Genomic DNA, 25,904 nt, shown 5'->3' with positions numbered 1-25,904 from the left:
TCAGCAGCCAAACATAACGCGGGGTGGAGCAGCCCGGTAGCTCGTCAGGCTCATAACCTGAAGGTCACAGGTTCAAATCCTGTCCCCGCAACCAAAATTACTGAAGAAGCCCCGCCACAAAACGACGGGGCTTCTTCGCGTCCCCATCCCCCAAACGCTACTGCGCCCGTAGGCCGTCTTCCGCAATGAAGGCGATCCGAACCATGTTCGTCGCACCAGGCGTCCCAAACGGAACGCCCGCAATGATCACGATTCGGTCGCCGGCGTCGGCGAAATGTTGGCGCACCGCAAATTTGCAGGCGCGGTTCGCCATATCGTCCACATCATGCGCGTCCCGCGTAACCGCCGCTTCCGTGCCCCAAACTAAAGTCAAGCGCCGCGCCGTATCGCGACATGGCGTCAACGCCAGGATGGGCGCGCGCGGTCTCTCCCGTGCGACGCGCAGCGCTGTTGCTCCGGAAGCCGTCCAGGCCACGATCGCCTTCGTCTCCAGCGTCTCCGCCATATCGCGGGCCGCCATCGCCACCGCATCGGCGCCGGTTTTCTCCGGAACGCTACGCTGGGCGTTGATGATGCTGCGATAGACCGGCTCGATTTCGACGTTTTCGGCGATGCGGTTCATCATGGCCACGGCCTCGACCGGATAATGGCCGGAGGCGGATTCGGCCGATAGCATGATGGCGTCGGCCCCTTCGAACACCGCCGTCGCGACGTCCGAGACTTCCGCACGCGTCGGGGTGGGCGAGGTGATCATGGATTCCAGCATCTGCGTCGCGACAATCACCGGGCGACCGAGCCGGCGGGCTTCGCGTGTGATGCGCTTTTGCAGTCCGGGCACTTTTTCCGGCGGCACTTCGACGCCGAGGTCGCCGCGCGCCACCATCAACCCGTCGGCGGCGGCCATGATTTCCTCCAGCCGCGCGATCGCCTGCGGCTTTTCGATCTTGGCCAGAACCATCGCCTTGTCGCCGGCGATCGCCTTCACCGCCCTTACATCCTCGGCGCGCTGGACAAAGGACAGCGCAATCCAGTCCACGCCCGTCTCCACGGCGGCGACGAGATCGATACGATCCTTTTCGGTCATCGCCGCATCCGGGATTTCGGTATCCGGAAGACTGACGCCCTTGCGATTCGAGATGCGGCCGCCGACTTCAACCGTCGTGACGGCGCGGTTCGGCGTGGTCTCGATGACCTCCAGCCGCAACCGGCCATCGTCGATCAGCATCTTGTGCCCTGGCTGCAGGCTTTCGAGGATCTCGGGGTGCGGCAGGCGTACGCGCGTCGAATCGCCGTGGGTCTCGTCGGTATCGAGGACGAAGTTCTGGCCCTTGATCAAATCAGCGCCGCCCTCCGCGAACGCGCCCACGCGGAGTTTCGGCCCCTGAAGATCCACCAGAATTCCAATGGGACGCCCGACTTTTTCTTCCACGGCGCGGATCATGCGAACGCGTTCGCGCATGCCGGCCGGATTGGTGTGGCTCATGTTGATCCGAAACAGGTCGGCCCCGGCGCGCCAGAGTTTTTCGATCATCTCCTCCGTTTCGGAGGCCGGCCCAAGCGTGGCGACGATCTTGCAACGGCGGCTGCGCTTCATCACTGTCTCCCTGATCAGCGGTTTTGACCGTTATCGGTCAGCTGGACCGTCCAGTTCTTTGCGTCCTTGCCGGTGTCGACCTCGAAAAAGCCCGATCGGTCGAAGCCGCGAACAAAACAATCCTCGCGGCCGTCGATGCGGAATTCGCGATCGCGCGTGCACATGAAGGCTTTGCCTTTCCACTCGCCGCCATGCTCGTCGATGGCGTAGACATAGTAGAATTCGGCCGCGAGCGGCCCCCGCAGCAAGGTCTCGCAGGCGGCGGGCTTGATGTTCCACCAGCCTTCCGAGACCCAGCTGGCGCCGTTGGTGTAGGCCATGGCGACGCTGACCCGCGCCGCAGTGTTGTTGCACATGCGGAAATCCGCGCGGGCGGCGGCCGAGAAGACGCAGGCGGACAGGAAAGCGGCGAAGGCGGCGACCTTACGGCGAGCTTGCATGTTCATGGTGGCTCTGTCTCTGGCGACGCGAGATTTGTGAGTCTTGACTTTAGCGCCGCTTTTTTCGTTTAACCACAATGTCGGATCGCCGTCGACTGTCCGGCGCGACCCCGGCCCTCAGCGCTTGCGGAGCACCGTGCCATTCTCCAGCCCACTCCCGAATCCGGGTCGTTCGAACCCGTTGTCCTGATCGCCGGTTCGCCCAACCAGCGGCTCCTGCTGTTCTGCGATCACGCCAGCAACGCGATTCCGCCGGCTTATGCAGGGCTTGGCATGGCGCCGGCGGATTTGCAGCGGCACATCGCCTACGACATTGGCGCGGCCCGCCTGACGACGCGTTTAGCGGAATTGACCGGCGCGAGCGCCGCGCTTGCGGGATTTTCCCGCCTCCTGATCGATCCCAATCGCGGCGAAGACGACCCAACCCTGATCATGCGCATTTCAGACGGGGCGGTCATTCCGGGCAACGCAAGGGCGGGAGCGGATGAAACTGCGGCGCGGATTGAGAAATTCTGGCGCCCTTATCGCCGCGCTTGCATCGATCTGGTCGAGGCCGCGCTCGCGGCCGGGCAAATTCCCGTTGTGCTGGGCGTTCACAGTTTCACGCCGACGTTCCGGGGCGTCGCCCGGCCATGGCCGGGCGGCGTGCTCTGGGACGACGATCCCCGGCTCGCGCATCCGTTGATCGCAGCCTTGCGCGCCGACGGTCTGCATGTCGGAGACAATGAGCCTTACGACGGCGCCTTGAAAAACGACTCGATGTACGAATTGTCCACGACGCGCGGGCTCCCCGGCGCCTTGATCGAAATTCGCCAGGACGAGCTCGCCACGCCGGAGGCTTGCGACGCCTGGGCCGAGCGGCTGGCCCGCATCCTCCCGGCGATTCTGGCCCGGCCCGACATGCGGCGGATCGAACACTTCGGCTCGCGCGCGGATCGCGGGGTTCGTCGTTCTTGACGGCGGCGCCGCTCTGGTTCATCTGAAGACCCCAATTCAACGGAATCAGGATCGAACATCATGAGCGCAGCCTCGCTCGACGGCGGCCATCTGAAAAGCTTTATCGAACGCATCGAACGCCTCGAAGAAGAAAAGAAAGCGATCGCAGACGATATCAAGGACGTCTACGCCGAGGCCAAGGGCAATGGCTATGATGTGAAGATCATGCGCAAGATCATCTCGATCCGCCGCCAGGACGAGAACAAGCGGCGCGAGGAAGAGGAAATCCTCGATCTCTACCTGTCCGCGCTCGGCGGCGGAGAGTGACGGTTTCGTTTCCGCAATGACGCGCTTGCGCCGCAACACGGTTGCTGAAGCGCCACGCCGCGCATAGGTCATGGCTAAGTCTCCGTTCAGAGAGGAACCGCGCCGTGACCGTCGCACCTAGCTCGAAATTATTTCAGCCGTTTCAACTCGGCGCCCTGACGCTTAAAAACCGCATCGCGATGGCGCCGCTGACGCGCAATCGCGCGCCCGGAAATGCGGCGAACGCCTTGATGGCGGAATATTACCGTCAGCGGGCCGGCGCGGGGCTGATCATCACCGAGGCTTCGCCGATCTCGCAGCAGGGCCAGGGCTATATCGACACGCCCTGGATCGCCGGCGCGGAGCAGGTCGCCGGATGGCGGCTGGCGACCGACGCCGTTCACGAGGCTGGCGGCGCCATTTTCATTCAGCTCTGGCATGTGGGCCGCATCTCGCATGTCTCGTTGCAGTCGGGCGGCGGCGCGCCGGTCGCCCCCTCGGCGCTCCGCGCCAACACCAAAACTTTCGTCGCCGAGGGCTTCGTCGACGTGTCCGAGCCGCGCGCGCTGGATGCGGCGGAGTTGCCGGGCATTGTCGCCGACTACGTCAAGGCGGCCAAGAACGCCGCCTCGGCCGGGTTCGACGGCGTCGAAATCCACGCCGCCAATGGCTATCTGCTCGATCAGTTCCAACGCGATTCCAGCAACAAGCGCACGGACGCCTATGGCGGCTCGATCGAAAATCGCGCGCGGCTGACGTTGGAAGTCGTGGATGGAATCCTCGCGGCGCTGCCGCCGGAAAAGGTGGGAATTCGCTTTTCTCCGGTCAGCCCGGCCAACGACGTCGCCGACAGCGATCCCCAGGCCCTGTTCGGCTATCTCGTCGAACAGGTCGCCAAGCGGCGGCTGGCCTATATTCACATCGTCGAGGGCGCGACCGGCGGTCCGCGCGACATCGCGCCGTTCGACTATGCGGCGCTGCGCAAGGCGTTTCCGGGCGTCTATATCGCCAACAACGGCTATGACCGCGACATGGCCCTCGCCGCCGTGGAGTCTGGCGCGGCCGATCTCGTGGCGTTCGGGCGGCCGTTCATCGCCAACCCGGATTTGGTGGAGCGCTTGCGGGACGGCGCGGCGCTGGCCGAAGTGGACCGCGCCACGCTTTATGGCGGCGGCGCCCATGGCTACACCGATTATCCCGTCCGCGCCGGATGAAACCCGGGGCCGGCGGCGTGGATTGAGGGGGCGGAGGTCGCTATGACGAACAAACCCGATTTCGCCGCACGTTCGCTCTCCCGTCGCGATTTCGTCGCGGCGGGCGCGGCGGGTTACGCCCTGGCGACCGGCCCGGTCTCCGCCGAGGCCATCCATACGGAGTCCGAAGGCCTCGACGTCGGGCCGGCGACCATCGCCGTCGCCGGCGGCGAAATGCCGGGATATTTCGCGCGGCCGCAGGGAGCCAAGCGCCCGCCGGTCGTTCTGGTGGCGATGGAGGTGTTCGGCCTTCACGAATATATTCGCGACGTCGTGCGGCGCCTCGGCCAGCTTGGGGCGTTCGCCGTGGCGCCGGACTATTATTTCCGCTCCGGCGTCGATTTGACGAAGATTCCCGAAATTGCGCAATTGATGCCGGTCGTGAACGCCAAGCCCGACGTGGAGCTGCTGGCCGACCTCGATGCGACCGTCGCCTGGGCGAAACAGCAGGGCGGCGACGTCGATCGGCTCGGCATTGTCGGCTTCTGTCGCGGCGGGCGCAGCGTGTGGGAATATTGCGCCGCCTCGCCCGCGCCCAAGGCCGGCGTCGCCTTCTATGGCTCGCTGGTCGATCCCGAAGCGCAGAAAGCGCGCTGGCCCAAAAGCCCGCTCGATCTGGCGGGGGAGATGAAGGCGCCGGTGCTCGGGCTGTACGGGGAGGCCGACCAGAGCATCGCGCGCGCGCAAGTCGAGCAGATGCGGGCGCGGCTGGCGGCGGCCGGAAAAGAAGCGGAGTTCCACGTCTATCCGGGCGCGCCGCACGGTTTTCACGCCGATTACCGGCCAAGCTACCGAAAGGATGCGGCCGAGGACGCCTGGCGGCGCATGGCCGACTGGTTCCGGCGTCATGGCGTGCTGACCTAACGGCAGTCGCAGGTATCTCTTTCTTAACCATAAAAGCCTAACGCTTGAGCTGGTCTGGCGCCCTTGCGCGCCGCTCATGCGAGGGTCACTTGTCGGGTTTTTCGCGCCGCTTTCACTGTTCCGCTGTCGCCGCGTGGCTCGCCGCCGCGCCGGTGGGAATGGCGTCGGCGGCGTTGGCGCAGGACGCGAGGGGGCCGTCGCGCGCGTCCTCGTCGCAACCGGTCGCGCCGGTGTCGGGGGATCCGGGCGATCAGCTCGACGGGTCGGCGCGGCAAGGGCTGGCGGGCGAGGCGTCCGACGGTCGCTTCACGGCCGATGTCGGGGAGCCGCGCGGACCCGCCGCCGCCAATTATGGCAAGCCCGTCCTCCGCAAACCCGGCAAGAAGCCGCCGAAGAAGGTGGCTTATCCGGCCTTGCGCCCGCTGGCGCCCTATCCCACCTCCGCAGAGGCGCGGCTCGGCCTCAGGCGAGGTCAGGCGTCGGACCCGAGCGATCCCGATTATGTCGCGCCTTCGCCCACGACGGCCATCGTGACGCCGCCGCAGAAAAAAACGCACCCCAAGCTTGAGGACAACCCGTTCGCTCCGGTCGGCGTCGACGTCGGCCTGCTGCGGGTCACGCCCTATGCCGAGAGCGACCTCGGCTTCAGCGATAATCCGAACCTTGCGTCAGGGCGCGCCAACCGCAGTTCGGCTTTCGCACGCGAGGAGCTGGGCCTATCGGCCCAATCGGACTGGTCGAATCACGCCTTCACCGGCGATTTGCGGCTGGGCTACAACGACTATTTTCGCGCGCATGAGGCCGACGCGCCGGATGGCGACGGCAAGTTCCTCGCCCGCATCGACGTCGCGCGCGATCTCAAAGTCAATGTGGACGGCAAGTTCGTCCTGACCACGCAAAACTCCAGCTCGCCCAACCTTAACAATGGCGGTCAGTCGACCGCGCTGTCCACCCGGCCGATCATCGCCGTGTTCGGCGGCGGCCTCGGCGTCGCGAAAACTTTTAACCGGCTGGAGCTGAGCCTGCGCGGATCGGCCGAGCGCGACTATTGGCAGGACGCGCATTTCGCCGACGGCTCGATCCAGCAATTGTCGCGGGATTCCTACAACGCCTACGGATTGACCGGCCGCGCCTCCTATGAGCTGACGCCGGGCGTCAAACCGTTTGTCGAAACGACGTTCGATACGCGCGACCGCGATTCCGCTGTCGATGGCTCCGGCTACCGGCGCGATTCCGACGGGGTGCTGGCGCGGGCCGGTTCGACCTTCGAACTCTCGCGCCTGCTGACCGGCGACGTCGCGGCCGGCTATGGCGAGCGGACCTATCGCGACGCGCGGTTGTCGCAATTGCGCGGCGCTCTGGTGGATTCGTCGCTGGTCTGGACGGTGACGCCGCTGACCAAGGTCACCTTACGCACGGCGACCTCGCTCGACGAGACCACCATCGCCGGCTCGCCGGGCTCGGTCTCCCGCGTCGCCGGCGTCGAAGTCGCGCACGCGCTGCTGCGCAATCTCACTTTGACCGCGACAGGCAGCGTGCAGGATTCGCGCTACCAGGCCGTCAATCTCAACCAGACGCTCTATCAGACCGGCTTGCGGGTGGAGTACAACCTGACGCGGTCGATCGTGCTCAAAGGGTCGTTCACGCATCAACGCATGCTGTCCAATCAGGCGGGAACCGACTACACCGCCAATATCGTGATGGTCGGATTGCGCTTGCAGCGCTGAACGCTGAGGTCAGTCCAAGGCAAGGCTTAAGCCGCTAGAGTGCGACGACGCCGCAATCCCGATCCTTCGAGCCTGCCCCAATGCTGAACCTTCTCAGGCCAAAACGGCCCGAAATCGCCCTCCTCGACCCGGGACCGCCGCAGGAGCATCGCAGCGCGCTGTTGCAGGCGATCGCCGAAGCCGTCTATCGCTTGCGCGCCGGCCTCACGCCGTCGGGCCCGCTGCCCGATCCCGTCGGCGCGGCGGCGATGGCGCTGTTCGATGCGCTTCAGGCGCGCGACGAAGCCAATCTGAAGCGCACCGTCGGTCTTTCCATTCAGGCCAGCGAGGCCATGGCGTCGTTCTCGCGCACGACGGTTGAAGTGCGCGACATCGAGGCGCTGGTCCAGAGCATGGCCTCGGCCCTGCAACGGCTGGACGGGTCGATGAAGAACCTGGACGCGGTCGGGGGCCAGACCCGGACGGTCATGCTGGAGAGCGCGCAGCTCGTGCGCGAGGGGGCCGAGGCGGTGGGCGCCTCGACCGCCTCGGTGGAGCAGATCGGCGAAGCGCTGCGCAAGCTCGCCGACCGGGCCGCCGCGCTCACCCAGGCGACCGCCCAGATCACCGAGATCGTCGGCAATATCGATGCGATCGCCTCGCAGACCAACATGCTCGCCTTGAACGCGACCATCGAGGCGGCGCGCGCGGGCGAAAGCGGCCGGGGGTTCGCCGTGGTCGCGCAGGAGGTGAAAGCCTTGTCCGGACAGACGGCCAGGGCCACCGAAGACATTCGCCGCCGCATCGACCGGCTGCGCGGCGATACGGATGGCCTGGGATCCTGCGTCGCTGACGCCGAAACGGCGATGGAGCGATGCCGGCGGATCAACGCCGACGCCCATGCGAAAATGTCCGCCGTTGAGGAGACGCGCGAATCGACTGCGGAACGGATGGGCGATCTCTTTCGCATCCTCGGCGAACAAACCGACGCAACCTCGCAACTCGCGGCGACCGCGACCAGCATTTCGGCCAAGCTCGCCAAGACCGTTCAATATTCCCATGCCGCCGTCGCCGCATGCAAGCAATCGGAGACGCTGGTCGAGGAGCAACTCGCCGATTTCGACAATCGCAAACCGCGCGATTACATTCTGCATCGCGCCAAGTCCGACCATTTGTTGTGGAAGAAGCGTCTCAACGAGATGCTCGCGGGCGTGTCGCGGCTTGAGGCTTCGGAACTCGCCGACCATCGCTCCTGCCGCCTCGGCAAATGGTATTACGGCGACGTCGAGCCCGCGATCCGTCGGCTTCCGGCTTTCGCCGCGCTGGAACGGCCGCACGAGGCCGTCCATGTCCATGGCAAGCGGGCGGCCGAGCTGTTCGCCCGGGGCGATCACGCCGGCGCCTATGCCGAAGTGGAGAAAATGGAGGCGGTCTCGACCGAGGTGATCCGCCTGCTCGATCAGTTGATCGCGCGTTGAAATCTCGAGCGAACCGGGGAGCCGCCCGACGAAGAAACTTCGCCGGGCGGACCCCAAAGGCTCAGAGCGCGCCGACGATTCGTTTCAGCTCGGCGCGGAAGTCCGGCTCGATGTCGGGCCGCGCCAAAGCAAAGGCGACATTGGCGGCGAGGAAGCCGACCTTGGAGCCGGTGTCGTAAGTCTTGCCGTCGAAATGATGGCCGAAGAATTTCTGGATCTTCGCCAGTTCGATCATGGAATCGGTGAGCTGGATTTCGCCGCCGGCGCCCTTCTGGCCTTTGCCGAGCAGATCGAAGATTTCAGGCTCCAGAATGTAGCGGCCTGAAATGATGAAGTTCGACGGCGCGGTCCCCTTCGGCGGTTTTTCCACCATGCCGGTGATCTCGAACGCCTGGCCGAATTCCTGGCCCTGAGCCACCACGCCATATTGATGGGTCTGGTCTTGCGGGACGGTTTCCACCGCGATCACATTGCCGCCGTGGGCGTTATACGTTTCGACGCATTGCTGGAGGCAACGCTTGCCGCTGGCGCCGGGCAGGGTGATCATGTCGGGCAGCAGCACGGCGAAGGGCTCGTCGCCGATAATGTCGCGCGCGCACCACACGGCATGGCCGAGTCCGAGCGGCGCCTGCTGGCGGGTGAAGCTGGTTGCGCCGGCGGCCGGCAGGTCCGCCTTGAGGCCGTCCAGCTCCTTCAGCTTGTTGCGGCGCTGCAGCGTGTCTTCCAATTCATAGGCGATGTCGAAATGATCCTCGATCACCGCCTTGTTGCGGCCGGTCACGAAGACGAAATGTTCGATGCCGGCCTCGCGCGCTTCCTCGACGCAATGCTGCAGCACCGGACGGTCGACCACGGTCAGCATTTCCTTGGGAACGGTCTTGGTCGCGGGCAGCACGCGGGTGCCGAGACCGGCGACGGGGAAAACGGCTTTACGAATTTTTTTCATGGAGTTCGTCTCAAGCGCTGAAGTCACCTTGGCCGAGCCGCCTTTCGCAGCGACATTCCGGTGATGCTCCTTAGCATTTCAAATCTGGCGAAGCTAAGGAAATGGCGCGGCGAGGCGCCCGCCCGCAACGACGGCGCGCTTCCGTTCCGCCGCCGTCTCGGGTAAGAGCGGGGCGTTTTGTTGCGGCTGTCAGGATTTGCTCATGACCGTTCTCGTCACCGGCGGCGCCGGCTATATTGGTTCGCACATGGTGCTCGAACTGGTCGAGGCCGGCGAAAAGGTCGTCGTGCTCGACAATCTCTCCACCGGCCGGCGGCAAGCGGTGCATCCGCAGGCCGAACTGGTGGTCGGCGAATTCGGCGACGCCGAGTTGGTGAAGCGCCTGCTGGTCAGCCATGGCGTCGACGCCATCATCCATTTCGCCGCCAAGATCGTCGTGCCCGAATCGGTGGCCGATCCGCTGGGCTATTATCTCAACAACACCGCTTCGGCGCGCAGCCTGCTGGCTTGCGCCGTCGAATGTGGCGTCAAGCATTTCATTTTCTCCTCGACGGCCGCCGTCTATGGCGATCCGCAACAGAATCCCGTCACCGAGGATGAAACGCTCAAACCCGTTTCGCCCTATGGCCGCTCCAAGCTGATGGTGGAATGGATGCTGGCCGACACGGCGGCGGCGCATGACCTGAAATATGTGGTGCTGCGCTATTTCAACGTCGCCGGCGCCGATCCCAAGGGCCGCGCCGGCCAGTCCTTCCCGAACGCCACCCATCTAATCAAGGTCGCCGTGCAGGCGGCGCTCGGCCTGCGCAAGGGCATGGAAATGTTTGGCACGGATTATCCGACGCCGGACGGGACGTGCCTGCGCGACTACATCCAGGTGACCGATCTCGCCCGCGCCCATATGGCCGCGCTGAAACATCTGCGCGCCGGCGGCGACAATTTGACCTGCAATTGCGGCTACAAACGCGGTTATTCGGTCAAGGAAGTGATCGAGACGGTGAAAAAGGTGTCGGGGGTCGATTTCCCGGTCAAGATTTCCGGGCGCCGGGCCGGCGATCCCGCCGCCATCGTCGCCGACAACGCCCGCGCCAAAGCGGCGCTCGGCTGGACGCCGATTCATGACGATCTCGAGGAGATCGTGCGTCAGGCCCTGGCCTGGGAGAAGAAGCTTCTCGCCGAGCAGGCGGGCGGCTGATCAGCCGCGCTCGGTCTCGCGGCGCAGCCAGTCCAGATAGGCCGGGTCGCCCGCGACAATGGGCGTGGCGATGATCTCCGGCAGTTCGTAGCTGTGCAGGGCGCGGATGGCGGCGGCGACGGCGTCGAAATCCGCGCGCCGAATTTTTGCGGCGAGCAGGAATTCCTTTTCTCTCGCCGCGGCGCCCTTCCAGACGTAATGGCTGGCGACCTCCGAAATTTGCACGCAAGCCGCCAGTTTGCCCGTCACCAATGCGGCGGCGAGTTCGTTGGCGCGGATTTCGTCGTCGATCGTGGTCTGCGCGACGCAGAAGGCGCTCAAATCCACCCCGCCGTCTCCGTCCGCACGATGTCTTCCAGCACGTCGATCGCCTCGCGGCTGTCGTTCAGGCAGGGAACGACAGCGAAATTCTCGCCGCCGGCCTCTAGGAAGGCGTGCCGGTTTTCGCCGCCAAGCTCCTCAAGGGTCTCCAGGCAATCGGCGAAGAAGCCCGGGGCGATCACCACCACGTTGCGCGCGCCCTGGGCCGGCAGGCCTTGAACCGTCGCCAGCGTATAAGGCTGCAGCCATTCCTTCGGGCCGAACTGCGACTGAAACGTCATCAGCATCTTGTCGCGCAGGCCCGTCGACTCGCCCAGCAGCCGCGTGGTCTTGGAGCAATGGCAGAAATAGGGGTCGCCCTTTTCGGAATAATCCTTGGGGATGCCGTGCCAGGACACGACGATCTTGTCGGGCTTGAACGCAAGCTGCGACAACTGGTCGCGCAGGCTGGCCGCAAGGGCGTCGATATAGGCGGGCCGGTCGAAGAACGGGGCGGCGATGCGCAAGGTCGGCTGCCAGCGCATCTGTTTCAGCGCGTCGAACGTCTTGTCGGCGACGGTGGCTGACGTGGCGGCGCAATATTGCGGATAGAGTGGCGCAACGAGCAGCCGGTCGCAGCCTTCCGCTTGAAGCGCAAGGATTTTTTCCGCGATGGACGGCTTGCCGTAGCGCATGGCCCAGTCGAACGCGAGGCGGTCGCCGAGGGGGGCGAGGCGCGCCGCGAGCTTCTCCGTCTGCGACCGCGTGACCGTTTTCAGCGGGCCTTCGTCGCGCTCGTGATTCCAGATGGCCTGGTAGTCCTTGCCCTTCTGCGTGGGCCGGCTGGACAGCACCATCAAATGCAGCACAGGCAGCCAAAGCGCGGGCGAAGTCTCGATCACGCGCCTGTCCGACAGGAATTCCGCCAGATAGCGCCGCATCGGCCAATAGGACGTGCCCTCGGGCGTGCCGAGATTGACCAGGAGGACGCCGATCTTTCCGAAGGGGGGCGGATGGTTTGTCGAAGGGGTCATGGCTAACTTGATTTTTTTCGTCTATTGTTCATCCGATAACGCGGCGTGGAAAGCAATGGATCAGGCCAGTCGCCGTTTGATCCGCGTCAAGGAGCGGCCGCTTGAGTTGTGTCAAAGAGGGAACATGAGCAGTCTTTCGTCCAGTCTGGTCCTAGCCGAAAAGTCGGTCCCTCGCTATACGAGCTATCCGACCGCCCCACATTTTTCCGACGCCATCGGCGCTGAAAAAGCCGGTGAGTGGTTGCGCGGGCTTGATCCGCAGGCGCGTCTGTCGCTTTACACGCATGTGCCCTATTGCCGCGAGCTTTGCACGTATTGCGGCTGCCACACCAAGGCGACCCGAAAGGCCGAGCCTCTCGACGCCTATGCGGCGACGCTCGAGCGGGAAATCGCGCTGGTCGCCGATGCGACGCCCGCGCGCACGGTCACCCACGCCCATTGGGGCGGCGGCACGCCGAGTCTGCTGGGCGGCGCGCGCCTGCTGGCGCTGACCGACGCCCTGCGCAGCCGATTCGCCTTCGCGCCCGGCGCCGAAATTTCCATCGAGCTCGATCCCCGCCATGTCGACCGCGAGTTGACCGATTCGCTGGCGGTCGCCGGCTTCAACCGCGTCAGTCTGGGCGTGCAGGATCTCAACGATCACGTGCAAAACGCCATCGGTCGCGTCCAGCCTTTCGAAGTGGTCGAAAAATGCGTGGCGCATTTGCGCGCCAGCGGCTTCACCGCGATCAATCTCGACCTGATGTACGGTCTGCCCTACCAGACCGAAGAGGATGTGATTCGCACCGCCGAACTGGCCGCGTCGCTGAACCCGACCCGGCTCGCGATTTTCGGCTACGCCCATGCGCCCTGGTTCGCCAAGCGGCAGCAGTTGATCGACGCCGCCGCCCTTCCTGGCGCGGCCGAGCGTCTGCGCCAGGCGGCGGTCACCCGCGAAACCCTGGTGGCCAAAGGGTATCAGAGCATCGGTCTCGACCATTTCGCGCTGCCGTCGGACCCGATGGCCATCGCCGCGCATAATGGAACGCTGCACCGCAACTTCCAGGGCTATACCGTCGACCAGGCCGACGCCATGCTGCCGTTTGGCGCCTCGTCGATCGGCAAGCTGCCGCAGGGCTACATTCAGAACGCGCCCGATGTCGGCTCCTGGCGCCGCGCCATCGAGGCCGGCCAGTTCAGCGTGGTCAAGGGCGTCGCCTTCACGATCGAGGACAAGGCCCGCGCGGCCGTGATCGAGCGGCTGATGTGCGACTTCAAAGTGGATTATGGCGCGGTTGCGCAGGACATGCTCGGGAATGCTTCGGCCTTCGATGGGGCCGAAGAGGAATTGTCGCAGCTTGTCCGGGAGGGGGTTGCGACGCGGGAGGGGCGCTCAGTCTCTCTGACCGAGGCCGGTCGCCCCTTCATGCGTCTTGTCGCTGCGGCCTTTGACGCTTACCTGCATGCGCGGGCGGCCAAACACAGCGTCGCCGTCTAACGCAAACAGATAATCAGGCGCCGGTCACGATCCCAGCGGGATTATGGCCGGCGTCAGCCGCCGCGCGCAAAACCGAAATGATGGCCGGCGAATCTCTGTTGAGCCAGCGGAGCGCCGGCGTCGCATGATACTGACCGATAAACTCGTTTTCTCCCGTCGCGCCGTGCTCGCCGCCGCCGCGACGCTGCCGTTGTTTCGCGGCGCGCGCGCCGAACCGCGCCTGCCGCATCGTAGCCACGGACTGTCGTCATTTGGCGATCTGGCGCTGCCCCCGGACTTCGCCGCCTTTCCCTATGCGCGGCCCGACGCGCCCAAGGGCGGTCAGTTGATCCTGGAAGCGGCGGGAACGTCCTATGACTCGCTGAACGGCTACATTCTTCAAGGCAATCCGGCGCAGGGTCTAAGCAGCATATACGACGCGCTGATGGCCGGCAGTCTCGACGAGGACAATGCGCTTTACGGCCTTGTCGCCGAGGCGGTGGAATATTCGGACGACAAGCGCACCTATCGCTTCTTCCTGCGCAAGCAGGCGCGTTTCCATGACGGCTCCCCGCTGACGGCGGCGGATGTGGTGTTTTCGCTCAATGTCCTGCGCGAAAAGGGGCACCCGATCATCCGGCAGTTCCTGCGCGATCTCGACCGCGCGGAGGCGGAGGCCGCGGATCGGGTTCTCGTGGTGTTGAAGGAGGGGTTCGGGCGGGATTCCATTCTCAATATCGCGGGCCAGCCGATTTTTTCCGCGGCGTATTACGCCAAGCGCGATTTCGGCCGCGCCGGCCTCGAGCCTCCGCTTGGCTCCAGCGCCTACAAGATCGGCGGTTTCGAGCAGGGTCGCTACATTTCCTACGAACGCGTCAAGGACTATTGGGGCAAGGACCTGCCGGTCAATCGCGGCCAGGGCAATTTCGATCTGATCCGCTACGACTATTTCGGCGAACGCGCCGTCGGTTTTGAAGCCTTTAAGTCGGGCGCCGTCAATTTGCACGAGAGTTTCACGGCGTCGGAATGGGCGACGGGCTACGATTTTCCCGCCATGCGCGACGGCCGCGTGACGAAACTGGAATTCCCGGACCGGCGCAGCCCCGGCTTTCAGGGCTTCTTTTTCAATCTGCGCCGCCCCGTGTTCAAGGACGCGCGCATCCGCGAAGCGCTGGGGCTCTGCCTCGACTTCGAATGGTCGAACCGCAACCTGTTCTACGGCGCCTATACCCGCAACGTCAGCTATTTCGAAAATACCGAAATGAAGGCGGTGGAGCCGCCGTCGCCGGAGGAATTGGCGATCCTCGAACCACTTCGCGGAAAAATTCCCGCCGAAGTCTTTGGCGCGCCCTTCGTTCCGCCGGTTTCCGACGGATCGGGACAGGACAGGGCGCTGCTGCAACGGGCCAATACTCTGCTGAAGGAAGCCGGATGCCAGCGCAAGGGGTCGCAATTGCTGCTGCCCGACGGCGCGCCCCTCGCCTTTGAGGCGCTGGAATTCAACAACGCCCTCGACAAGGTCGAGCAGCCCATGTTCAAGAACATGCGTCTGCTCGGCGTCGAGGCGACGCTGCGCGTCGTCGATTCCGCGCAATACAAGGCGCGCATCGACAATTACGATTTCGACATGATCACCGACCGCAAGATGATCGGCGGCGTTCCCGGCGACGAACTGCTGGCCTATTTCGGCTCGGCTTCGGGAAAATCGCCGGGCGGCATGAACCTGCCGGGCATCGACGATCCCGCCGTGGACGCGCTGGTGGATCAGGCGCTCAAGGCCAAGACTCGCGTGGAACTGGTCGTGATCTGCCGGGCGCTGGATCGCGTTTTGCGCGCCGGCCGCTATTGGATTCCGCATTGGCACGCCCTGTCGCGCCGCGTCGCCGCCTGGGATTGCTTCGGCCATCCCGAGGCGACGCCGCGCCTTGACCTCTCCTATAGCTCGTTGTGGTGGTGGGACGCGGACAAAGCCGCCGCGACCAAGGCCCGGGGCTGATGCTCGCTTATATCGCGCGTCGCCTGCTGCTGATGATCCCGACGCTGTTCGGGATTTTGGCTTTGTCGTTCCTCATTGTGCAATTCGCGCCGGGCGGCCCCGTCGAACGCGTAATCGCGCAAATGCAGGGGCAGGACTCGGGCGCCACGTCGCGGTTCGGCGGCGGCGGCGGATCGACCTTGGCCGGGGCGCGGCCGGGCGCCGGGGCGGAGTTTTCCGGCAAATATCGCGGCGCGCAGGGGCTCGATCCCAAATTCATCGCGGAGCTGGAAAAGCAGTTCGGCTTCGACAAGCCGCCGCTGGAGCGGTTCTGGCTGATGGTCCGCAATTACGCGGTGTTCGATTTTGGCCGCTCCTATTTCCGCGACGCGCCGGTGTTGCAGTTGATCCGCGAAAAACTGCCGGTCTCCATGTCGCTGGGGCTATGGATGACGCTGTTGTCCTACGCCATTTCGATTCCGCTCGGGATTTCCAAAGCGCGCCGCGAGGGCGAGCGCCTCGACACCTGGACCTCGGCGGTCATTATCGTCGGCTACGCCATCCCGAGCTTTCTGTTCGCGATCCTGCTGATCGTCCTGTTCGCCGGCGGCTCGTTCTGGCAAATTTTTCCGCTGCGCGGCCTGACCTCCGACGATTTCTCGCAGCTTTCGACGCTCGGCAAGATCAAGGATTATCTCTGGCACATCGTGTTGCCGGTGACGGCGCTGGCGCTCGGCAGTTTCGCCACCACGACTTTTCTCACCAAAAACGCGTTTCTTGAGGAAATCCGCAAGCAATATGTCACGACGGCGCGGATGAAAGGTCTGACGGAACGCCGGGTCCTCTATGGCCACGTATTCCGCAACGCCATGCTGATCGTGGTTTCCGGCTTTCCCGGCGCGTTCATCTCCGCTTTCTTCACGGGCTCGCTGCTGATCGAGACGATTTTCTCGCTCGACGGCCTGGGACTCCTGTCGTTCGAATCGACGCTCAACCGCGATTATCCCGTGGTCTTCGCCAACCTTTACATTTTCGCCTTGCTCGGCCTGTTCATCAATCTGCTCTCCGACCTCACCTATGCTTGGATCGATCCGCGCATCGATTTCGAGACGCGGGAGACTTGATGTTAAAGCTCACGCCGATCACGCGCCGACGCCTGCGCGCCTTCGCCACCCATCGCCGCGGCGTCTGGTCGCTCTGGCTGTTTCTGGCCGCCTTCCTTCTCTCGCTCGGCGCCGAATTCATCGCCAATGACCGGCCGATCCTGATTTCCTACAAGGGCGAATGGCTGTTTCCCGCCCTCCACGACTATCCGGAAGACAAATTCGGCGGTTTTCTCGCCGAGACGGACTACCGCGATCCCGTCATCTTCAAGGAAATCGAGGCCAACGGCTGGATAATCTGGCCGCCCGTCCGTTATTCCTACAACACGCACAATCTCGGCCTTCCCACCCCGGCGCCCTCCGCGCCGACCTGGATGCTGAGCGACGCGCAATGCGCGCATGGCAAGACTTTTGACGGCGGCGCCGCGCAAACCTGCCGCGACATCGAGTGGAACTGGCTGGGCACTGACGACCAGGGACGGGACGTGGTGGCGCGGCTGATTTACGGATTTCGCATCTCCGTCCTGTTCGGCCTGCTGCTGGCGTCCATTTCGTCGTTGGTGGGCGTGGCCGCCGGCGCCGTTCAGGGCTATTTCGGCGGTTGGACCGATCTCCTGATGCAGCGCTTCATCGAAATCTGGTCATCGCTGCCGAGCCTCTACCTGCTGATCATCCTGTCGGCCATCGTCACGCCGAGCTTCTTTGTGCTGCTCGGCATTCTGCTCGCCTTTTCCTGGGTCAATCTCGTTCATGTCGTGCGCGCCGAATTCTTGCGCGCGAGAAATTTCGACTATGTGCGGGCGGCGCGGGCGCTCGGGTTGAGCAACCGGAAAATCATGGTGAAGCACGTATTGCCCAACGCCATGACGGCGACCCTGACGTTCCTGCCGTTCATCCTCAGCGCCTCGATCACCACGCTCACGTCGCTCGACTTTTTGGGCTTCGGCTTGCCGCCGGGATCGCCCTCGCTGGGGGAATTGCTGTTGCAGGGCAAGAGCAACCTGCAGGCGCCCTGGCTCGGGCTGTCCGGCTTCGCCGTCATCGCGGTGACATTGTCGCTGCTGGTTTTCATCGGCGAGGCGCTGCGCGACGCCTATGATCCGCGCAAGGGGTTGTGATGGACGCGCCCCTTCTCCGCATCAAAGACCTTTCCGTCTGCTTCGGCGACGTTCCGGCCGTGCGGGAGGCCTCGCTGACGCTGGCGCGCGGTAAGACGCTCGGCCTTGTCGGCGAGTCCGGTTCGGGAAAATCGGTCACGGCGCTGGCGGTCGTGCGCCTGCTGGCGCCCGGCGCCAGGATTTCAGGCGGCTCCATCCATTTCGACGGGCGCGAGCTGATCTCGGCCCCGGAAAGCGCGTTGCGCGATTTGCGCGGCGTGCGGATCGGCATGGTGTTCCAGGAGCCGATGACCTCGCTCAATCCGCTGCACGTCATCGAGAAGCAGATTGGGGAAATTCTCGAAGTCCATGGCATGGCTTCGTCCGAGCGGCGCCGCGCGCGCGTGCTTGAATTGCTCACGGAAGTCGGCCTGCAGAACGCCGAGGCGCGCATGGGCGCCTATCCCCATGAATTGTCGGGCGGACAGCGCCAGCGCGTGATGATCGCCATGGCGCTCGCCAACAATCCCGACCTGCTGATCGCCGATGAGCCGACGACGGCGCTGGACGTCACGGTGCAGGCGCAAATCCTGAAATTGCTGCGCGATCTGCAAGCCCGCCACGGCATGGCCATTCTCTTCATCACCCATGACCTTGGGCTGGTGCAAAAAATGGCCGACGAGGTCGCGGTGATGCGGCAGGGGCGCGTGGTCGAAACGGGGCCCACGGCGGCAATTTTCGACGCGCCGCAGCATGAATATACCAAAATGCTGCTCGCCGCCGAACCGCAGGGCGACCCGCCGCTTGCGGACGCGTCCGCGCCCGAAGTGCTGAGCGCGGACAATCTGCGCGTCTGGTTCCCGGTGAAGACCGGCCTATTCCGCAAGGTGACCTCGTATGTGAAGGCGGTCGATGGCGTGTCGGTGCGCCTGAGGCAAGGGCAAACCCTGGCGGTCGTCGGCGAATCCGGGTCGGGCAAGACCACATTGGGCCTGGCGCTGCTGCGGCTGATCCGCTCCGAGGGGCGAATCGTCTTTCTCGGCCAGAATATCGACGCGCTGGGCGCCAGAAAAATGCGGCCGCTGCGCAAGGATTTCCAGATCGTCTTCCAGGACCCCTATGGGTCGTTGTCGCCGCGCCTGTCCGTCGCCGAGATCGTTGAGGAAGGCCTGCTCGTGCAGAATCGCGGCCTGTCGGCGGACGCGCGGCGCACGCGCGTGGCCGCGGCTTTGGCCGACACGGGCCTCGATCCGGCCACCATGGACCGCTACCCGCACGAGTTTTCCGGCGGCCAGCGTCAACGGATCGCCATCGCTCGCGCTCTGGCGCTCGATCCGAAGGTCATCGTGCTTGATGAACCGACGTCGGCGCTCGACCGCTCGGTTCAGGCCCAGATCGTCGATCTCTTGCGCGATCTGCAGATCCGGCGCGGCTTGTCCTACCTGTTCATCAGTCACGACCTCAAGGTGGTCAAGGCGCTCGCCTCGGAGGTTCTGGTGTTGCGTGACGGCAAGGCGGTCGAACAGGGGCCGGCGGCGGATATTTTCGCCGCTCCGCGCGAACCCTACACAAGAGCGCTGTTCGCCGCCGCCTTCGCCGCCGAGGCCGATCCGGTGAATTAAGCGCGGACGTCGCCGCCTGCGGCGCTTTTATTTTGCGACCCTTTTGTTACGAGTCTTGCCGCGCAACAGGCGCGGAGGCTGTTCGCCTTCGACCTTTGGTTGTCAAAGCCCCCGTCATTCCCAGGCGGCGGGTCGAAATGTCATAAATGTTTTTTGTGAGCGTCTTATCTCTCTAAGCATCGGCTGACGGCGGCGATTGAAGCGTCGGCTTGCTATTGACGCTCACGATATCGGATCGCTTGATGCAACGCTTGTCCCCATTTGCCGGCATTTCCGCAAAATTTCCCTGGCCGCCGCGCGCAGGCAAGCGCTTCACGGACCCGTCGGACAGCGGCTTCGGCCCGTCCCTGGGATGGTCCGGATCGCTTGAGTTGCGCATCGCCGTAAAGAAATCCGAGATCCGAAAAGCGCAAAAGCTGCGTTACAAAGTGTTTTTCGAAGAGGGCGGGGCGACGCCTGACCCCAAGGCGGCGCTGACCCGCCGCGATATTTGCCGGTTCGACAAGGTTTGCGACCATCTCATCGTCGTCGATCACATGGCGCGCAACCGCTTCGGCCAGATCAAGCCGCGCGTCGTCGGCGCCTATCGTCTGTTGCGGCAGGAGGTCGCGCAGGCGCATTTCGGATTCTACAGCGCCCAGGAATTCGATATCGGCCCGTTGCTGGCGCGGCATCCGCAGTCGCGCTTTCTGGAATTGGGCCGGTCCTGCGTGCTGGCCGAATATCGCGGCAAGAAAACCATCGAAATGCTTTGGCGCGGCATTTGGACTTACGTCAAACATTACCGCATCGACGCGATGATCGGATGCGCCAGCATCGAGGGGACCGACGTGTCCCAGATGACCAACCAATTGAGCTTCCTGCATCATTTCGCGCAGGCCGCGCCGGAATGGCAGACCTCGCCGCTGGCGCATTGCTATACCGAAATGAACCGGGCGCCGAAGGCCAGCGTCGATGCGCGCAGGGCGCTGGCGTCGCTGCCGCCGCTCATCAAGGGCTATATGCGGGTCGGCGCCAAATTCGGCAAGGGCGCGGTGGTCGATCGACAGTTTGGCGTCACCGACGTGTTCGTCATCATGCCCATCGCCGAAATCGACACGCGCTACATCGAATATTTCGATGACAACGCGTCCGCGCGCGCCAGGGCGGCGTGAGCGGCGTTCTGTCGCGGTGAAGTCCGGGCCTGCCCGGGATGGCCGAGGCGTTGGCGCAGGCCCGGCTCAGAGCCTGGTGCTCCAGGAAAATTCCGTGGGGCGGAACGGGCGCAGAAATTCGACGCCGAAGCATCCGCCTTCGGCCGCCCAGACGACTTTTCCCTCGGTAAAGTTGTGAAAGGTCACCTTGTCGCCGAGCTGAACGGTCACGTCGCTCTTAAGGCTGGCGCCGGAGAGCGAGAAATTAACCAGTGTGGCCGGATGGGCCGTGTGCGTTCCGTTCAGCTTGATCGAGGTCTGGGGCTCGCGCGGATGGATGCGCAGGTGGCGGCGCTGGGTCTCCGACGTCTGGAGCCAGATCACCTGATCCAACAGGCCTTTCATCAGCGCCGGCGGCATGGCCACGAACACGCCCTCGTCGGTGATTTCTTCCGTCGAGCCTTGCAGCCGTCCGATTTGTTCGAACACGGCGTCGATTTCGTCGCCGACTTCGGGCCGGATCGAGGTTTTCAAGAAGAGTCCCCGGGCGTTGAGTCCCTGGAGCACGCAGTTCAGCGAGGAGCTCCTTCTCTTGACCGAAAAGCAGCCGTGGATTCGGAAAGCATGGAAATCCGCCAGCGAGGGGGCGGCTTCCGCCGGGCGTTCGGGCGCGTTCGCGCGGGCAATGGCTTCGATATTCATCTCGAAAACCTCGTCAATGAAGCACTGATCGTCAATCAAGCGCTAACGCCAATATTCGGGCGCCGCCTAAGAACGGGATTAACTATTCAGTTCGCAATTGAACGAAGGCGTGAATTCTGCGGCGAGGATACGAGGGCGGCATAAAAAGCCCCTCGTCCAGCGGACGAGGGGCTTGCCGCATTTATTTTGCGCGCGGTTGAAGATCAGCCGCCGCGATTGGCGATCAGATCGTCGACGACCGTCGGGTCGGCCAGCGTCGAGGTGTCGCCGAGCGATCCGAACTCGTTTTCCGCGATCTTGCGCAGGATGCGGCGCATGATCTTGCCCGAGCGGGTTTTCGGCAGGCCCGGCGCGAACTGGATCACGTCAGGCGAGGCGATCGGGCCGATTTCCTTGCGCACCCAGGCCACCAGTTCCTTGCGCAGCTCTTCGGTCGGCTCGACGCCTTCCATCACGGTCACATAAGCATAAATGCCCTGACCCTTGAGGTCGTGCGGATAGCCGACCACCGCGGCTTCGGAGACGGCCGGATGCGCCACCAGCGCGCTTTCGACTTCCGCCGTGCCCATGCGGTGGCCGGATACGTTGATGACGTCGTCGACGCGGCCGGTGATCCAGTAGAAGCCGTCGGCGTCGCGGCGGCAGCCGTCGCCGGTGAAATATTTGCCCGGATAGGTCGAGAAATACGTCTGCTGGAAGCGCTCGTGGTCGCCATAGACGGTGCGCATCTGGCCGGGCCAGCTGTCGGCGATCACCAGATTGCCTTCGCAGGGTCCGTCGAGCACGGCGCCGCTGGCGTCAACCACCTGCGGCTGGACGCCGAAGAACGGACGGGTGGCCGAACCGGGCTTGAGCTTGGTGGCGCCGGGCAGCGGGGTGATGAGAATGCCGCCGGTTTCGGTCTGCCACCAGGTGTCGACGATCGGGCAACGCTCCTCGCCGACGACGCGGTGATACCATTCCCAGGCTTCCGGGTTGATCGGCTCGCCCACGGACCCGAGCAGGCGCAGCGTCTTGCGCGAGGTCTTCTTCACCGGCTCCTCGCCAGCGCCCATCAGCGAGCGGATCGCCGTCGGGGCGGTGTAGAAAATGTTGACGCCGTGCTTGTCCACCACATCCCAGAAGCGGGAAATCGTCGGATAATTGGGGATGCCCTCGAACATCAGCGTGGTCGCGCCATTGGCCAGCGGGCCATAGACGATGTAGCTGTGGCCGGTCACCCAGCCCACGTCGGCGGTGCACCAGTAGATGTCGCCGTCGTGATAGTCGAACACATATTGATGCGTCATCGACGCATAGACCAGATAGCCGCCGGTGGTGTGGACGACGCCTTTGGGCGCGCCGGTCGAGCCGGAGGTGTAGAGGATGAACAGCGGGTCTTCCGCGTTCATTTCGGTGGGGGGGCAATCCGCGGAGGCCGCCGCCATTTCCTCATGCAGCCACACGTCGCGGCCTTCGCTCCAGGCGACGTTTCCGCCGGTGCGCTTCACCACGATCTGCGTCTTGACGATGTCGCCGGTCTTGGCGATGGCGGCGTCGGCGTTGGCCTTGAGCGGCACCTTGCGTCCGCCGCGCAGGCCCTCGTCGGCGGTGATGACGACCGCGGATTTGCAGCCCTCGATGCGCCCCGCGAGCGAGTCGGGCGAGAAACCGCCGAACACGATCGAATGGATTGCGCCGATGCGCGCGCAGGCCAGCATGGCGTAGGCCGCTTCGGGGATCATCGGCAGGTAGATGGTGACGGTGTCGCCCTTGCCGACGCCCTTGGCCTTGAGCACATTGGCGAAGCGGCTGACTTCCTCGTGCAGCTGCTTGTAGGTGATCTTCCTGGATTCGTCGGGGTTGTCGCCTTCCCAGATGATCGCGACCTGATCGCCGCGCTTGGCGAGATGACGGTCGATGCAGTTCAGCGAGACGTTGGTCGTGCCGTCCTCGAACCATTTGATCGAGACATTGTGGGGGTCGTAGGACGTTTCCTTCACCTTGGTGAAGGGCTTGATCCAGTCGATGCGCTTGCCATGCTCGGCCCAGAACGCCGCCGGGTCCGACACCGACTTGGCGTAGAGTTCGCTGTATTTGGCGTCATCGACAAAGGCGCGCTTTTCCCACTCCGCCGGAACGGGATAAACTTTCTCGGACATGAATTCCTCCCCAACAACAATCGACGCCACTCTTTTCAAGCAGAGCGCCTGACGATCTACGCATATTATGGCTCAAGCGCGTAATGTCTCACAAGCAGGGCCACAATCACACTTTGGTCCTGCGACATTGGAGGGATCAAAACCGAGCGGGCGGCCTCAGGGGCATTCCTTGTGGACCTTGTCCAGCGCCTGGGCGAGCCCCGTCAGCGTATACGTGTCGGTGGTCGTCTTGCCCTTCACCGAATCGGCCGTGACGACCAGCTTTCCGCCCTTTTTCATGGCGGCGATGAACTGGGTTTCTTCCGCCGGGTTTTTCACCCAGGCGTTGGCGCCTTTGGCGAGCAGGCTGAAGCTGGTCGAGCCGATTTCGGCGGTGGCCTCGGCGCCGTCCTTCATCGCGAACCCCATGATGATGGAGATTTCATTCTTCACATTTTCCGCCGGCCGCGTGGAGATGAACACATAGGCGGGATCGCGGGTCAGGGCCTTTGGCTCCCGGCTCTTGGGCTTGGCCAGCGCGTAACAGGTCTTCGACTTGCCCTGGGTCTGATAGGCGCCCCATTCCCCGAACGTGCCGAGCCGCAGCGTCTTGTTGGCGTCGGAGGCTTTGTCGGCCTTGTCGGTCTTCTCGGTCTTGTCGGCCTTTTGCGCCTTCTTGCCCTTGTCGGCTTTGGCGTCCTTGCCCTTGGCCGGTTTGGCGTCCTCGCTGTCGGCGGGACTCGCCGCCGCGGGCTTGTCCTTCTTGTCCTTGGCCAGCGCGCCTGCGGTCGGGGGCAGCGCGCAGACTGACGCGGCGAGCAGTCCGATCATGAGCGTGCGAGCATTGCGGGGAAAAAAGGAGATCATGGTGCAGCCGTTGACAGGTTTCATTTCAGGCGAATCACTTGGCGAGGATCATAGCGTGGTTTTCTTTTTGGCAAGAGCGTAGCTCCAGCCGGATATGGTAAGAACTGGGCGGAAATCGGACCAGACTGGGAACTCCCGCCAAGGTGCAGAGGCATGATCGCAGCATTATGTGAAAGTTTCGGGCCGCCGGAAAATCTGGTTTTGCGAAACCTGCCCGATCCGACGCCGGAAGCGGGCGAGATTCTCGTCGCGCCCTCGCGCGTGGCGCTCAATTTTTTCGACACGCTGATCATCGCCGATAAATATCAGGTAAAGCCGGCGTTGCCATTTTCGCCGGGGGGCGAGTTTTGCGGCCGTGTGATCGCGCTCGGCGCGGGCGTCGAGGGTTTTGCTGTCGGGCAGCGCGTGGCCGGCTATTGCTCCTACGGCGCCGCGCGGTCGCGCCTGATCGTCTCCGCCGCCGATCTCGCGCCTGTGCCGGACGGTTTGAGCGACGATCAGGCCGCCGGCCTGTTCATCACCTATGGCACGACGCTCTATGCGCTGAAGCAGCGCGGCGCGCTGCAAGCGGGCGAGACTTTGGCGGTGCTTGGCGCTTCCGGCGGCGTCGGGCTGGCGGCGGTCGAAATCGGACGCGCTCTCGGCGCGGAGGTGATCGCCTGCGCCTCCTCGCCGGACAAGCTGGCTTTCGCGCGGGAGTTTGGCGCGCAGCGTGGCGTCGATTATTCCACGGAGGATTTGAAGGAGACGCTGAAACGCATGACCGGCGGGCGCGGCGTTGACTGCGTCTATGACGCGATCGGCGGCGAATTCAGCGAAAAAGCCTTGCGCGCCATCGCCTGGAACGGGCGGTTTTTGGTCGTCGGCTTCGCCGCCGGCGACATCCCGAAAATTCCGCTGAATCTCACGCTGCTTAAGGGCTGCGCCATCATCGGGGTCTATTGGGGCGAGTTCGTCAAACGCGAGCCCGAGGCCCATCGCGCAAATATGGCGCAGCTGTTCGCCTGGGCGGCGGACAAGACCATCTCCGCCCACGTCCACGCGGTGCTGCCGCTGGAGAGAATCGCCGAGGCGCTGAACCTGCTCAAGGAACGCAAGGCGCAGGGGAAGATTGTGCTGGCGGTGCCGCAAGCTTAGATTGAGCCGCACGACCTGAAACGAGGATGCAAGCCATGCGCCTTTCGACCCGGCTGAGAAATTTCGCCGTCATCGCCGCCGTCGGACTCAGCCTTTCCGGCTGCGGCTACAATACGATCCCCACCGCCGAGGAAGAAGCCAAAGCGAAATGGGCCGACGTGCAGAACCAATACCAGCGCCGCGCCGACCTGATCCCGAATCTCGTCGCCACCGTGCAGGGTTACGCCAAGCAGGAAAAGGACGTGCTGGTCGGCGTGACCGAGGCGCGCGCCAAGGCGACGCAGGTGCATGTGGACGCCTCGCAGCTGACGGACCCGGATAAGCTCAAGCAGTTTCAGGACGCGCAGGCGCAGCTTTCCGGCGCGCTCGGGCGTCTGATGGCGATTTCGGAGAGCTACCCCGATCTCAAGTCGAACCAGAATTTCATGGCGCTGCAGTCGCAGCTCGAGGGCACGGAGAACCGCATTGCGGTGGCGCGGCGCGACTATATCTCCGCCGTGCGCGACTACAATCTGACGCTGGAAACCCTGCCGTCGGCGCTCTGGGCCGTTACCGTGTTTCGCGGCAAGAAGCCGATGGCGGGCTTCGCCGCTTCGGACAATTCGCAATCGGCGCCGCAAGTGAAGTTCTGACGCGCGGA

General features: G+C 64.1%; 23 protein-coding genes and 1 tRNA gene. 16 read left to right on the top strand and 8 right to left on the bottom strand.

From position 1 onward, the window contains the following. Window positions 1-17 precede the first annotated feature (17 nt). Window positions 18-94: transfer RNA gene (locus CFB24_RS12815), tRNA-Met, on the top strand. Between the two features lie 63 nt (window positions 95-157). Here the strand turns inward: CFB24_RS12815 and pyk are convergent. Both pyk and CFB24_RS12805 read right to left on the bottom strand, forming a co-directional pair. Next, window positions 158-1,594: a pyruvate kinase gene (gene pyk / locus CFB24_RS12810; RefSeq protein ID WP_088520998.1), complete on the bottom strand. Its 1,437-nt coding sequence runs from the start codon at window positions 1,592-1,594 to the stop codon at window positions 158-160. 14 nt (window positions 1,595-1,608) lie between these two features. Continuing rightward, on the bottom strand, window positions 1,609-2,040 hold the full coding sequence (locus CFB24_RS12805) for a DUF1036 domain-containing protein (protein WP_170068147.1): 432 nt from the start codon (window positions 2,038-2,040) through the stop codon (window positions 1,609-1,611). Between the two features lie 267 nt (window positions 2,041-2,307). Here CFB24_RS12805 and CFB24_RS12800 point away from each other — a divergent pair, with 267 nt between their 5' ends. The 6 genes from CFB24_RS12800 to CFB24_RS12775 all read left to right on the top strand — a co-directional run bounded on the left by CFB24_RS12800 (window position 2,308) and on the right by CFB24_RS12775 (window position 8,577). Further along, on the top strand, window positions 2,308-2,991 hold the full coding sequence (locus CFB24_RS12800) for an N-formylglutamate amidohydrolase (protein ID WP_244593162.1): 684 nt from the start codon (window positions 2,308-2,310) through the stop codon (window positions 2,989-2,991). 60 nt (window positions 2,992-3,051) lie between these two features. Continuing rightward, a complete protein-coding gene (locus CFB24_RS12795; protein WP_088520996.1) occupies window positions 3,052-3,297 on the top strand; it encodes a DUF2312 domain-containing protein in 246 nt (81 codons plus the stop codon). Between the two features lie 104 nt (window positions 3,298-3,401). Next, on the top strand, window positions 3,402-4,490 hold the full coding sequence (locus CFB24_RS12790; RefSeq protein ID WP_088520995.1) for an alkene reductase: 1,089 nt from the start codon (window positions 3,402-3,404) through the stop codon (window positions 4,488-4,490). Window positions 4,491-4,532: 42 nt separating this feature from the next. Further along, window positions 4,533-5,393 carry a dienelactone hydrolase family protein gene (locus tag CFB24_RS12785; protein WP_088520994.1) on the top strand — a complete coding sequence of 287 codons (861 nt, stop codon included), beginning with the start codon at window positions 4,533-4,535 and terminating at the stop codon, window positions 5,391-5,393. An 89-nt stretch (window positions 5,394-5,482) separates the two neighbouring features. After that, window positions 5,483-7,120 (top strand): outer membrane beta-barrel protein, encoded by a 1,638-nt coding sequence (locus CFB24_RS12780; RefSeq protein ID WP_088520993.1) that lies wholly within the window; start codon window positions 5,483-5,485, stop codon window positions 7,118-7,120. A gap of 80 nt (window positions 7,121-7,200) precedes the next feature. After that, window positions 7,201-8,577, top strand: a complete 1,377-nt coding sequence (locus CFB24_RS12775) for a methyl-accepting chemotaxis protein (protein WP_088520992.1) — start codon at window positions 7,201-7,203, stop codon at window positions 8,575-8,577. Window positions 8,578-8,638: 61 nt separating this feature from the next. On the opposite strand, the gene CFB24_RS12770 is transcribed toward CFB24_RS12775, so the two are convergent. Next, the gene (locus CFB24_RS12770) at window positions 8,639-9,523 is read right to left on the bottom strand and encodes a UTP--glucose-1-phosphate uridylyltransferase (RefSeq protein WP_088520991.1); all 885 of its coding nucleotides are present in this window, start codon (window positions 9,521-9,523) and stop codon (window positions 8,639-8,641) included. Between the two features lie 202 nt (window positions 9,524-9,725). Between CFB24_RS12770 and galE the strand changes: the two genes are divergently transcribed. Further along, the gene (galE, locus tag CFB24_RS12765) at window positions 9,726-10,718 is read left to right on the top strand and encodes a UDP-glucose 4-epimerase GalE (protein ID WP_088520990.1); all 993 of its coding nucleotides are present in this window, start codon (window positions 9,726-9,728) and stop codon (window positions 10,716-10,718) included. Here galE and cutA read toward each other — a convergent pair whose 3' ends face one another. Both cutA and hemH read right to left on the bottom strand, forming a co-directional pair. Continuing rightward, complete coding sequence (gene cutA / locus CFB24_RS12760; protein ID WP_244593161.1) at window positions 10,719-11,045, bottom strand: divalent-cation tolerance protein CutA; 327 nt, start codon at window positions 11,043-11,045, stop codon at window positions 10,719-10,721. It abuts the gene before it with no gap. Beyond that, window positions 11,036-12,052, bottom strand: a complete 1,017-nt coding sequence (gene hemH / locus CFB24_RS12755; RefSeq protein WP_088520988.1) for a ferrochelatase — start codon at window positions 12,050-12,052, stop codon at window positions 11,036-11,038. The genes cutA and hemH overlap by 10 nt, the downstream gene beginning before the upstream one ends. Before the next feature lie 124 nt (window positions 12,053-12,176). Here hemH and hemN point away from each other — a divergent pair, with 124 nt between their 5' ends. The 6 genes from hemN to olsB all read left to right on the top strand — a co-directional run bounded on the left by hemN (window position 12,177) and on the right by olsB (window position 20,459). Continuing rightward, window positions 12,177-13,529: an oxygen-independent coproporphyrinogen III oxidase gene (hemN, locus tag CFB24_RS12750; protein WP_088520987.1), complete on the top strand. Its 1,353-nt coding sequence runs from the start codon at window positions 12,177-12,179 to the stop codon at window positions 13,527-13,529. Window positions 13,530-13,653: 124 nt separating this feature from the next. Next, complete coding sequence (locus tag CFB24_RS12745) at window positions 13,654-15,504, top strand: extracellular solute-binding protein (RefSeq protein WP_088520986.1); 1,851 nt, start codon at window positions 13,654-13,656, stop codon at window positions 15,502-15,504. Next, window positions 15,504-16,607 carry a microcin C ABC transporter permease YejB gene (locus CFB24_RS12740; protein ID WP_088521027.1) on the top strand — a complete coding sequence of 368 codons (1,104 nt, stop codon included), beginning with the start codon at window positions 15,504-15,506 and terminating at the stop codon, window positions 16,605-16,607. The genes CFB24_RS12745 and CFB24_RS12740 overlap by 1 nt, the downstream gene beginning before the upstream one ends. Continuing rightward, window positions 16,607-17,704 (top strand): ABC transporter permease, encoded by a 1,098-nt coding sequence (locus CFB24_RS12735; protein ID WP_088520985.1) that lies wholly within the window; start codon window positions 16,607-16,609, stop codon window positions 17,702-17,704. The genes CFB24_RS12740 and CFB24_RS12735 overlap by 1 nt, the downstream gene beginning before the upstream one ends. Beyond that, entirely contained in the window at window positions 17,704-19,305 is a 1,602-nt protein-coding gene (locus CFB24_RS12730) for an ABC transporter ATP-binding protein (protein ID WP_088520984.1), read from the top strand. The genes CFB24_RS12735 and CFB24_RS12730 overlap by 1 nt, the downstream gene beginning before the upstream one ends. Before the next feature lie 242 nt (window positions 19,306-19,547). After that, complete coding sequence (gene olsB, locus CFB24_RS12725; RefSeq protein WP_088520983.1) at window positions 19,548-20,459, top strand: l-ornithine N(alpha)-acyltransferase; 912 nt, start codon at window positions 19,548-19,550, stop codon at window positions 20,457-20,459. Between the two features lie 66 nt (window positions 20,460-20,525). On the opposite strand, the gene CFB24_RS12720 is transcribed toward olsB, so the two are convergent. From CFB24_RS12720 to CFB24_RS23070, 3 genes are all read right to left on the bottom strand, one after another. Continuing rightward, window positions 20,526-21,179, bottom strand: coding sequence for a PilZ domain-containing protein (locus CFB24_RS12720; RefSeq protein WP_088520982.1), 654 nt, complete (start codon window positions 21,177-21,179; stop codon window positions 20,526-20,528). 164 nt (window positions 21,180-21,343) lie between these two features. Then, window positions 21,344-23,281 carry an acetate--CoA ligase gene (acs, locus tag CFB24_RS12715; RefSeq protein ID WP_088520981.1) on the bottom strand — a complete coding sequence of 646 codons (1,938 nt, stop codon included), beginning with the start codon at window positions 23,279-23,281 and terminating at the stop codon, window positions 21,344-21,346. A 156-nt stretch (window positions 23,282-23,437) separates the two neighbouring features. Further along, complete coding sequence (locus tag CFB24_RS23070; RefSeq protein ID WP_176440439.1) at window positions 23,438-24,151, bottom strand: invasion associated locus B family protein; 714 nt, start codon at window positions 24,149-24,151, stop codon at window positions 23,438-23,440. Window positions 24,152-24,280: 129 nt separating this feature from the next. Between CFB24_RS23070 and CFB24_RS12700 the strand changes: the two genes are divergently transcribed. Both CFB24_RS12700 and CFB24_RS12695 read left to right on the top strand, forming a co-directional pair. Then, a complete protein-coding gene (locus tag CFB24_RS12700; RefSeq protein WP_088520980.1) occupies window positions 24,281-25,264 on the top strand; it encodes an NADPH:quinone oxidoreductase family protein in 984 nt (327 codons plus the stop codon). A gap of 35 nt (window positions 25,265-25,299) precedes the next feature. Continuing rightward, entirely contained in the window at window positions 25,300-25,896 is a 597-nt protein-coding gene (locus tag CFB24_RS12695; protein WP_088521026.1) for a LemA family protein, read from the top strand. The last annotated feature ends 8 nt before the right edge of the window (window positions 25,897-25,904 follow it).

It is taken from the genome of Rhodoblastus acidophilus, from assembly GCF_900187365.1.
Lineage (GTDB): Bacteria > Pseudomonadota > Alphaproteobacteria > Rhizobiales > Beijerinckiaceae > Rhodoblastus > Rhodoblastus acidophilus.
Note: the sequence above shows the minus strand (reverse complement) of the source record. Positions and strands in the feature narration are given on the sequence as shown.

Excerpts from the sequence above, each read along its gene's own strand:
- pyk (WP_088520998.1), bottom strand. The coding sequence starts at position 1,594 with ATGAAGCGCAGCCGCCGTTGCAAGATCGTCGCCACGCTTGGGCCGGCC.
- CFB24_RS12805 (WP_170068147.1), bottom strand. The coding sequence starts at position 2,040 with ATGAACATGCAAGCTCGCCGTAAGGTCGCCGCCTTCGCCGCTTTCCTG.
- CFB24_RS12800 (WP_244593162.1), top strand. The coding sequence starts at position 2,308 with ATGGCGCCGGCGGATTTGCAGCGGCACATCGCCTACGACATTGGCGCG.
- CFB24_RS12795 (WP_088520996.1), top strand. The coding sequence starts at position 3,052 with ATGAGCGCAGCCTCGCTCGACGGCGGCCATCTGAAAAGCTTTATCGAA.
- CFB24_RS12785 (WP_088520994.1), top strand. The coding sequence starts at position 4,533 with ATGACGAACAAACCCGATTTCGCCGCACGTTCGCTCTCCCGTCGCGAT.
- CFB24_RS12775 (WP_088520992.1), top strand. The coding sequence starts at position 7,201 with ATGCTGAACCTTCTCAGGCCAAAACGGCCCGAAATCGCCCTCCTCGAC.
- CFB24_RS12770 (WP_088520991.1), bottom strand. The coding sequence starts at position 9,523 with ATGAAAAAAATTCGTAAAGCCGTTTTCCCCGTCGCCGGTCTCGGCACC.
- galE (WP_088520990.1), top strand. The coding sequence starts at position 9,726 with ATGACCGTTCTCGTCACCGGCGGCGCCGGCTATATTGGTTCGCACATG.
- hemH (WP_088520988.1), bottom strand. The coding sequence starts at position 12,052 with ATGACCCCTTCGACAAACCATCCGCCCCCCTTCGGAAAGATCGGCGTC.
- hemN (WP_088520987.1), top strand. The coding sequence starts at position 12,177 with ATGAGCAGTCTTTCGTCCAGTCTGGTCCTAGCCGAAAAGTCGGTCCCT.
- CFB24_RS12745 (WP_088520986.1), top strand. The coding sequence starts at position 13,654 with ATGATACTGACCGATAAACTCGTTTTCTCCCGTCGCGCCGTGCTCGCC.
- CFB24_RS12740 (WP_088521027.1), top strand. The coding sequence starts at position 15,504 with ATGCTCGCTTATATCGCGCGTCGCCTGCTGCTGATGATCCCGACGCTG.
- CFB24_RS12735 (WP_088520985.1), top strand. The coding sequence starts at position 16,607 with ATGTTAAAGCTCACGCCGATCACGCGCCGACGCCTGCGCGCCTTCGCC.
- CFB24_RS12730 (WP_088520984.1), top strand. The coding sequence starts at position 17,704 with ATGGACGCGCCCCTTCTCCGCATCAAAGACCTTTCCGTCTGCTTCGGC.
- olsB (WP_088520983.1), top strand. The coding sequence starts at position 19,548 with ATGCAACGCTTGTCCCCATTTGCCGGCATTTCCGCAAAATTTCCCTGG.
- acs (WP_088520981.1), bottom strand. The coding sequence starts at position 23,281 with ATGTCCGAGAAAGTTTATCCCGTTCCGGCGGAGTGGGAAAAGCGCGCC.
- CFB24_RS23070 (WP_176440439.1), bottom strand. The coding sequence starts at position 24,151 with ATGAAACCTGTCAACGGCTGCACCATGATCTCCTTTTTTCCCCGCAAT.
- CFB24_RS12700 (WP_088520980.1), top strand. The coding sequence starts at position 24,281 with ATGATCGCAGCATTATGTGAAAGTTTCGGGCCGCCGGAAAATCTGGTT.
- CFB24_RS12695 (WP_088521026.1), top strand. The coding sequence starts at position 25,300 with ATGCGCCTTTCGACCCGGCTGAGAAATTTCGCCGTCATCGCCGCCGTC.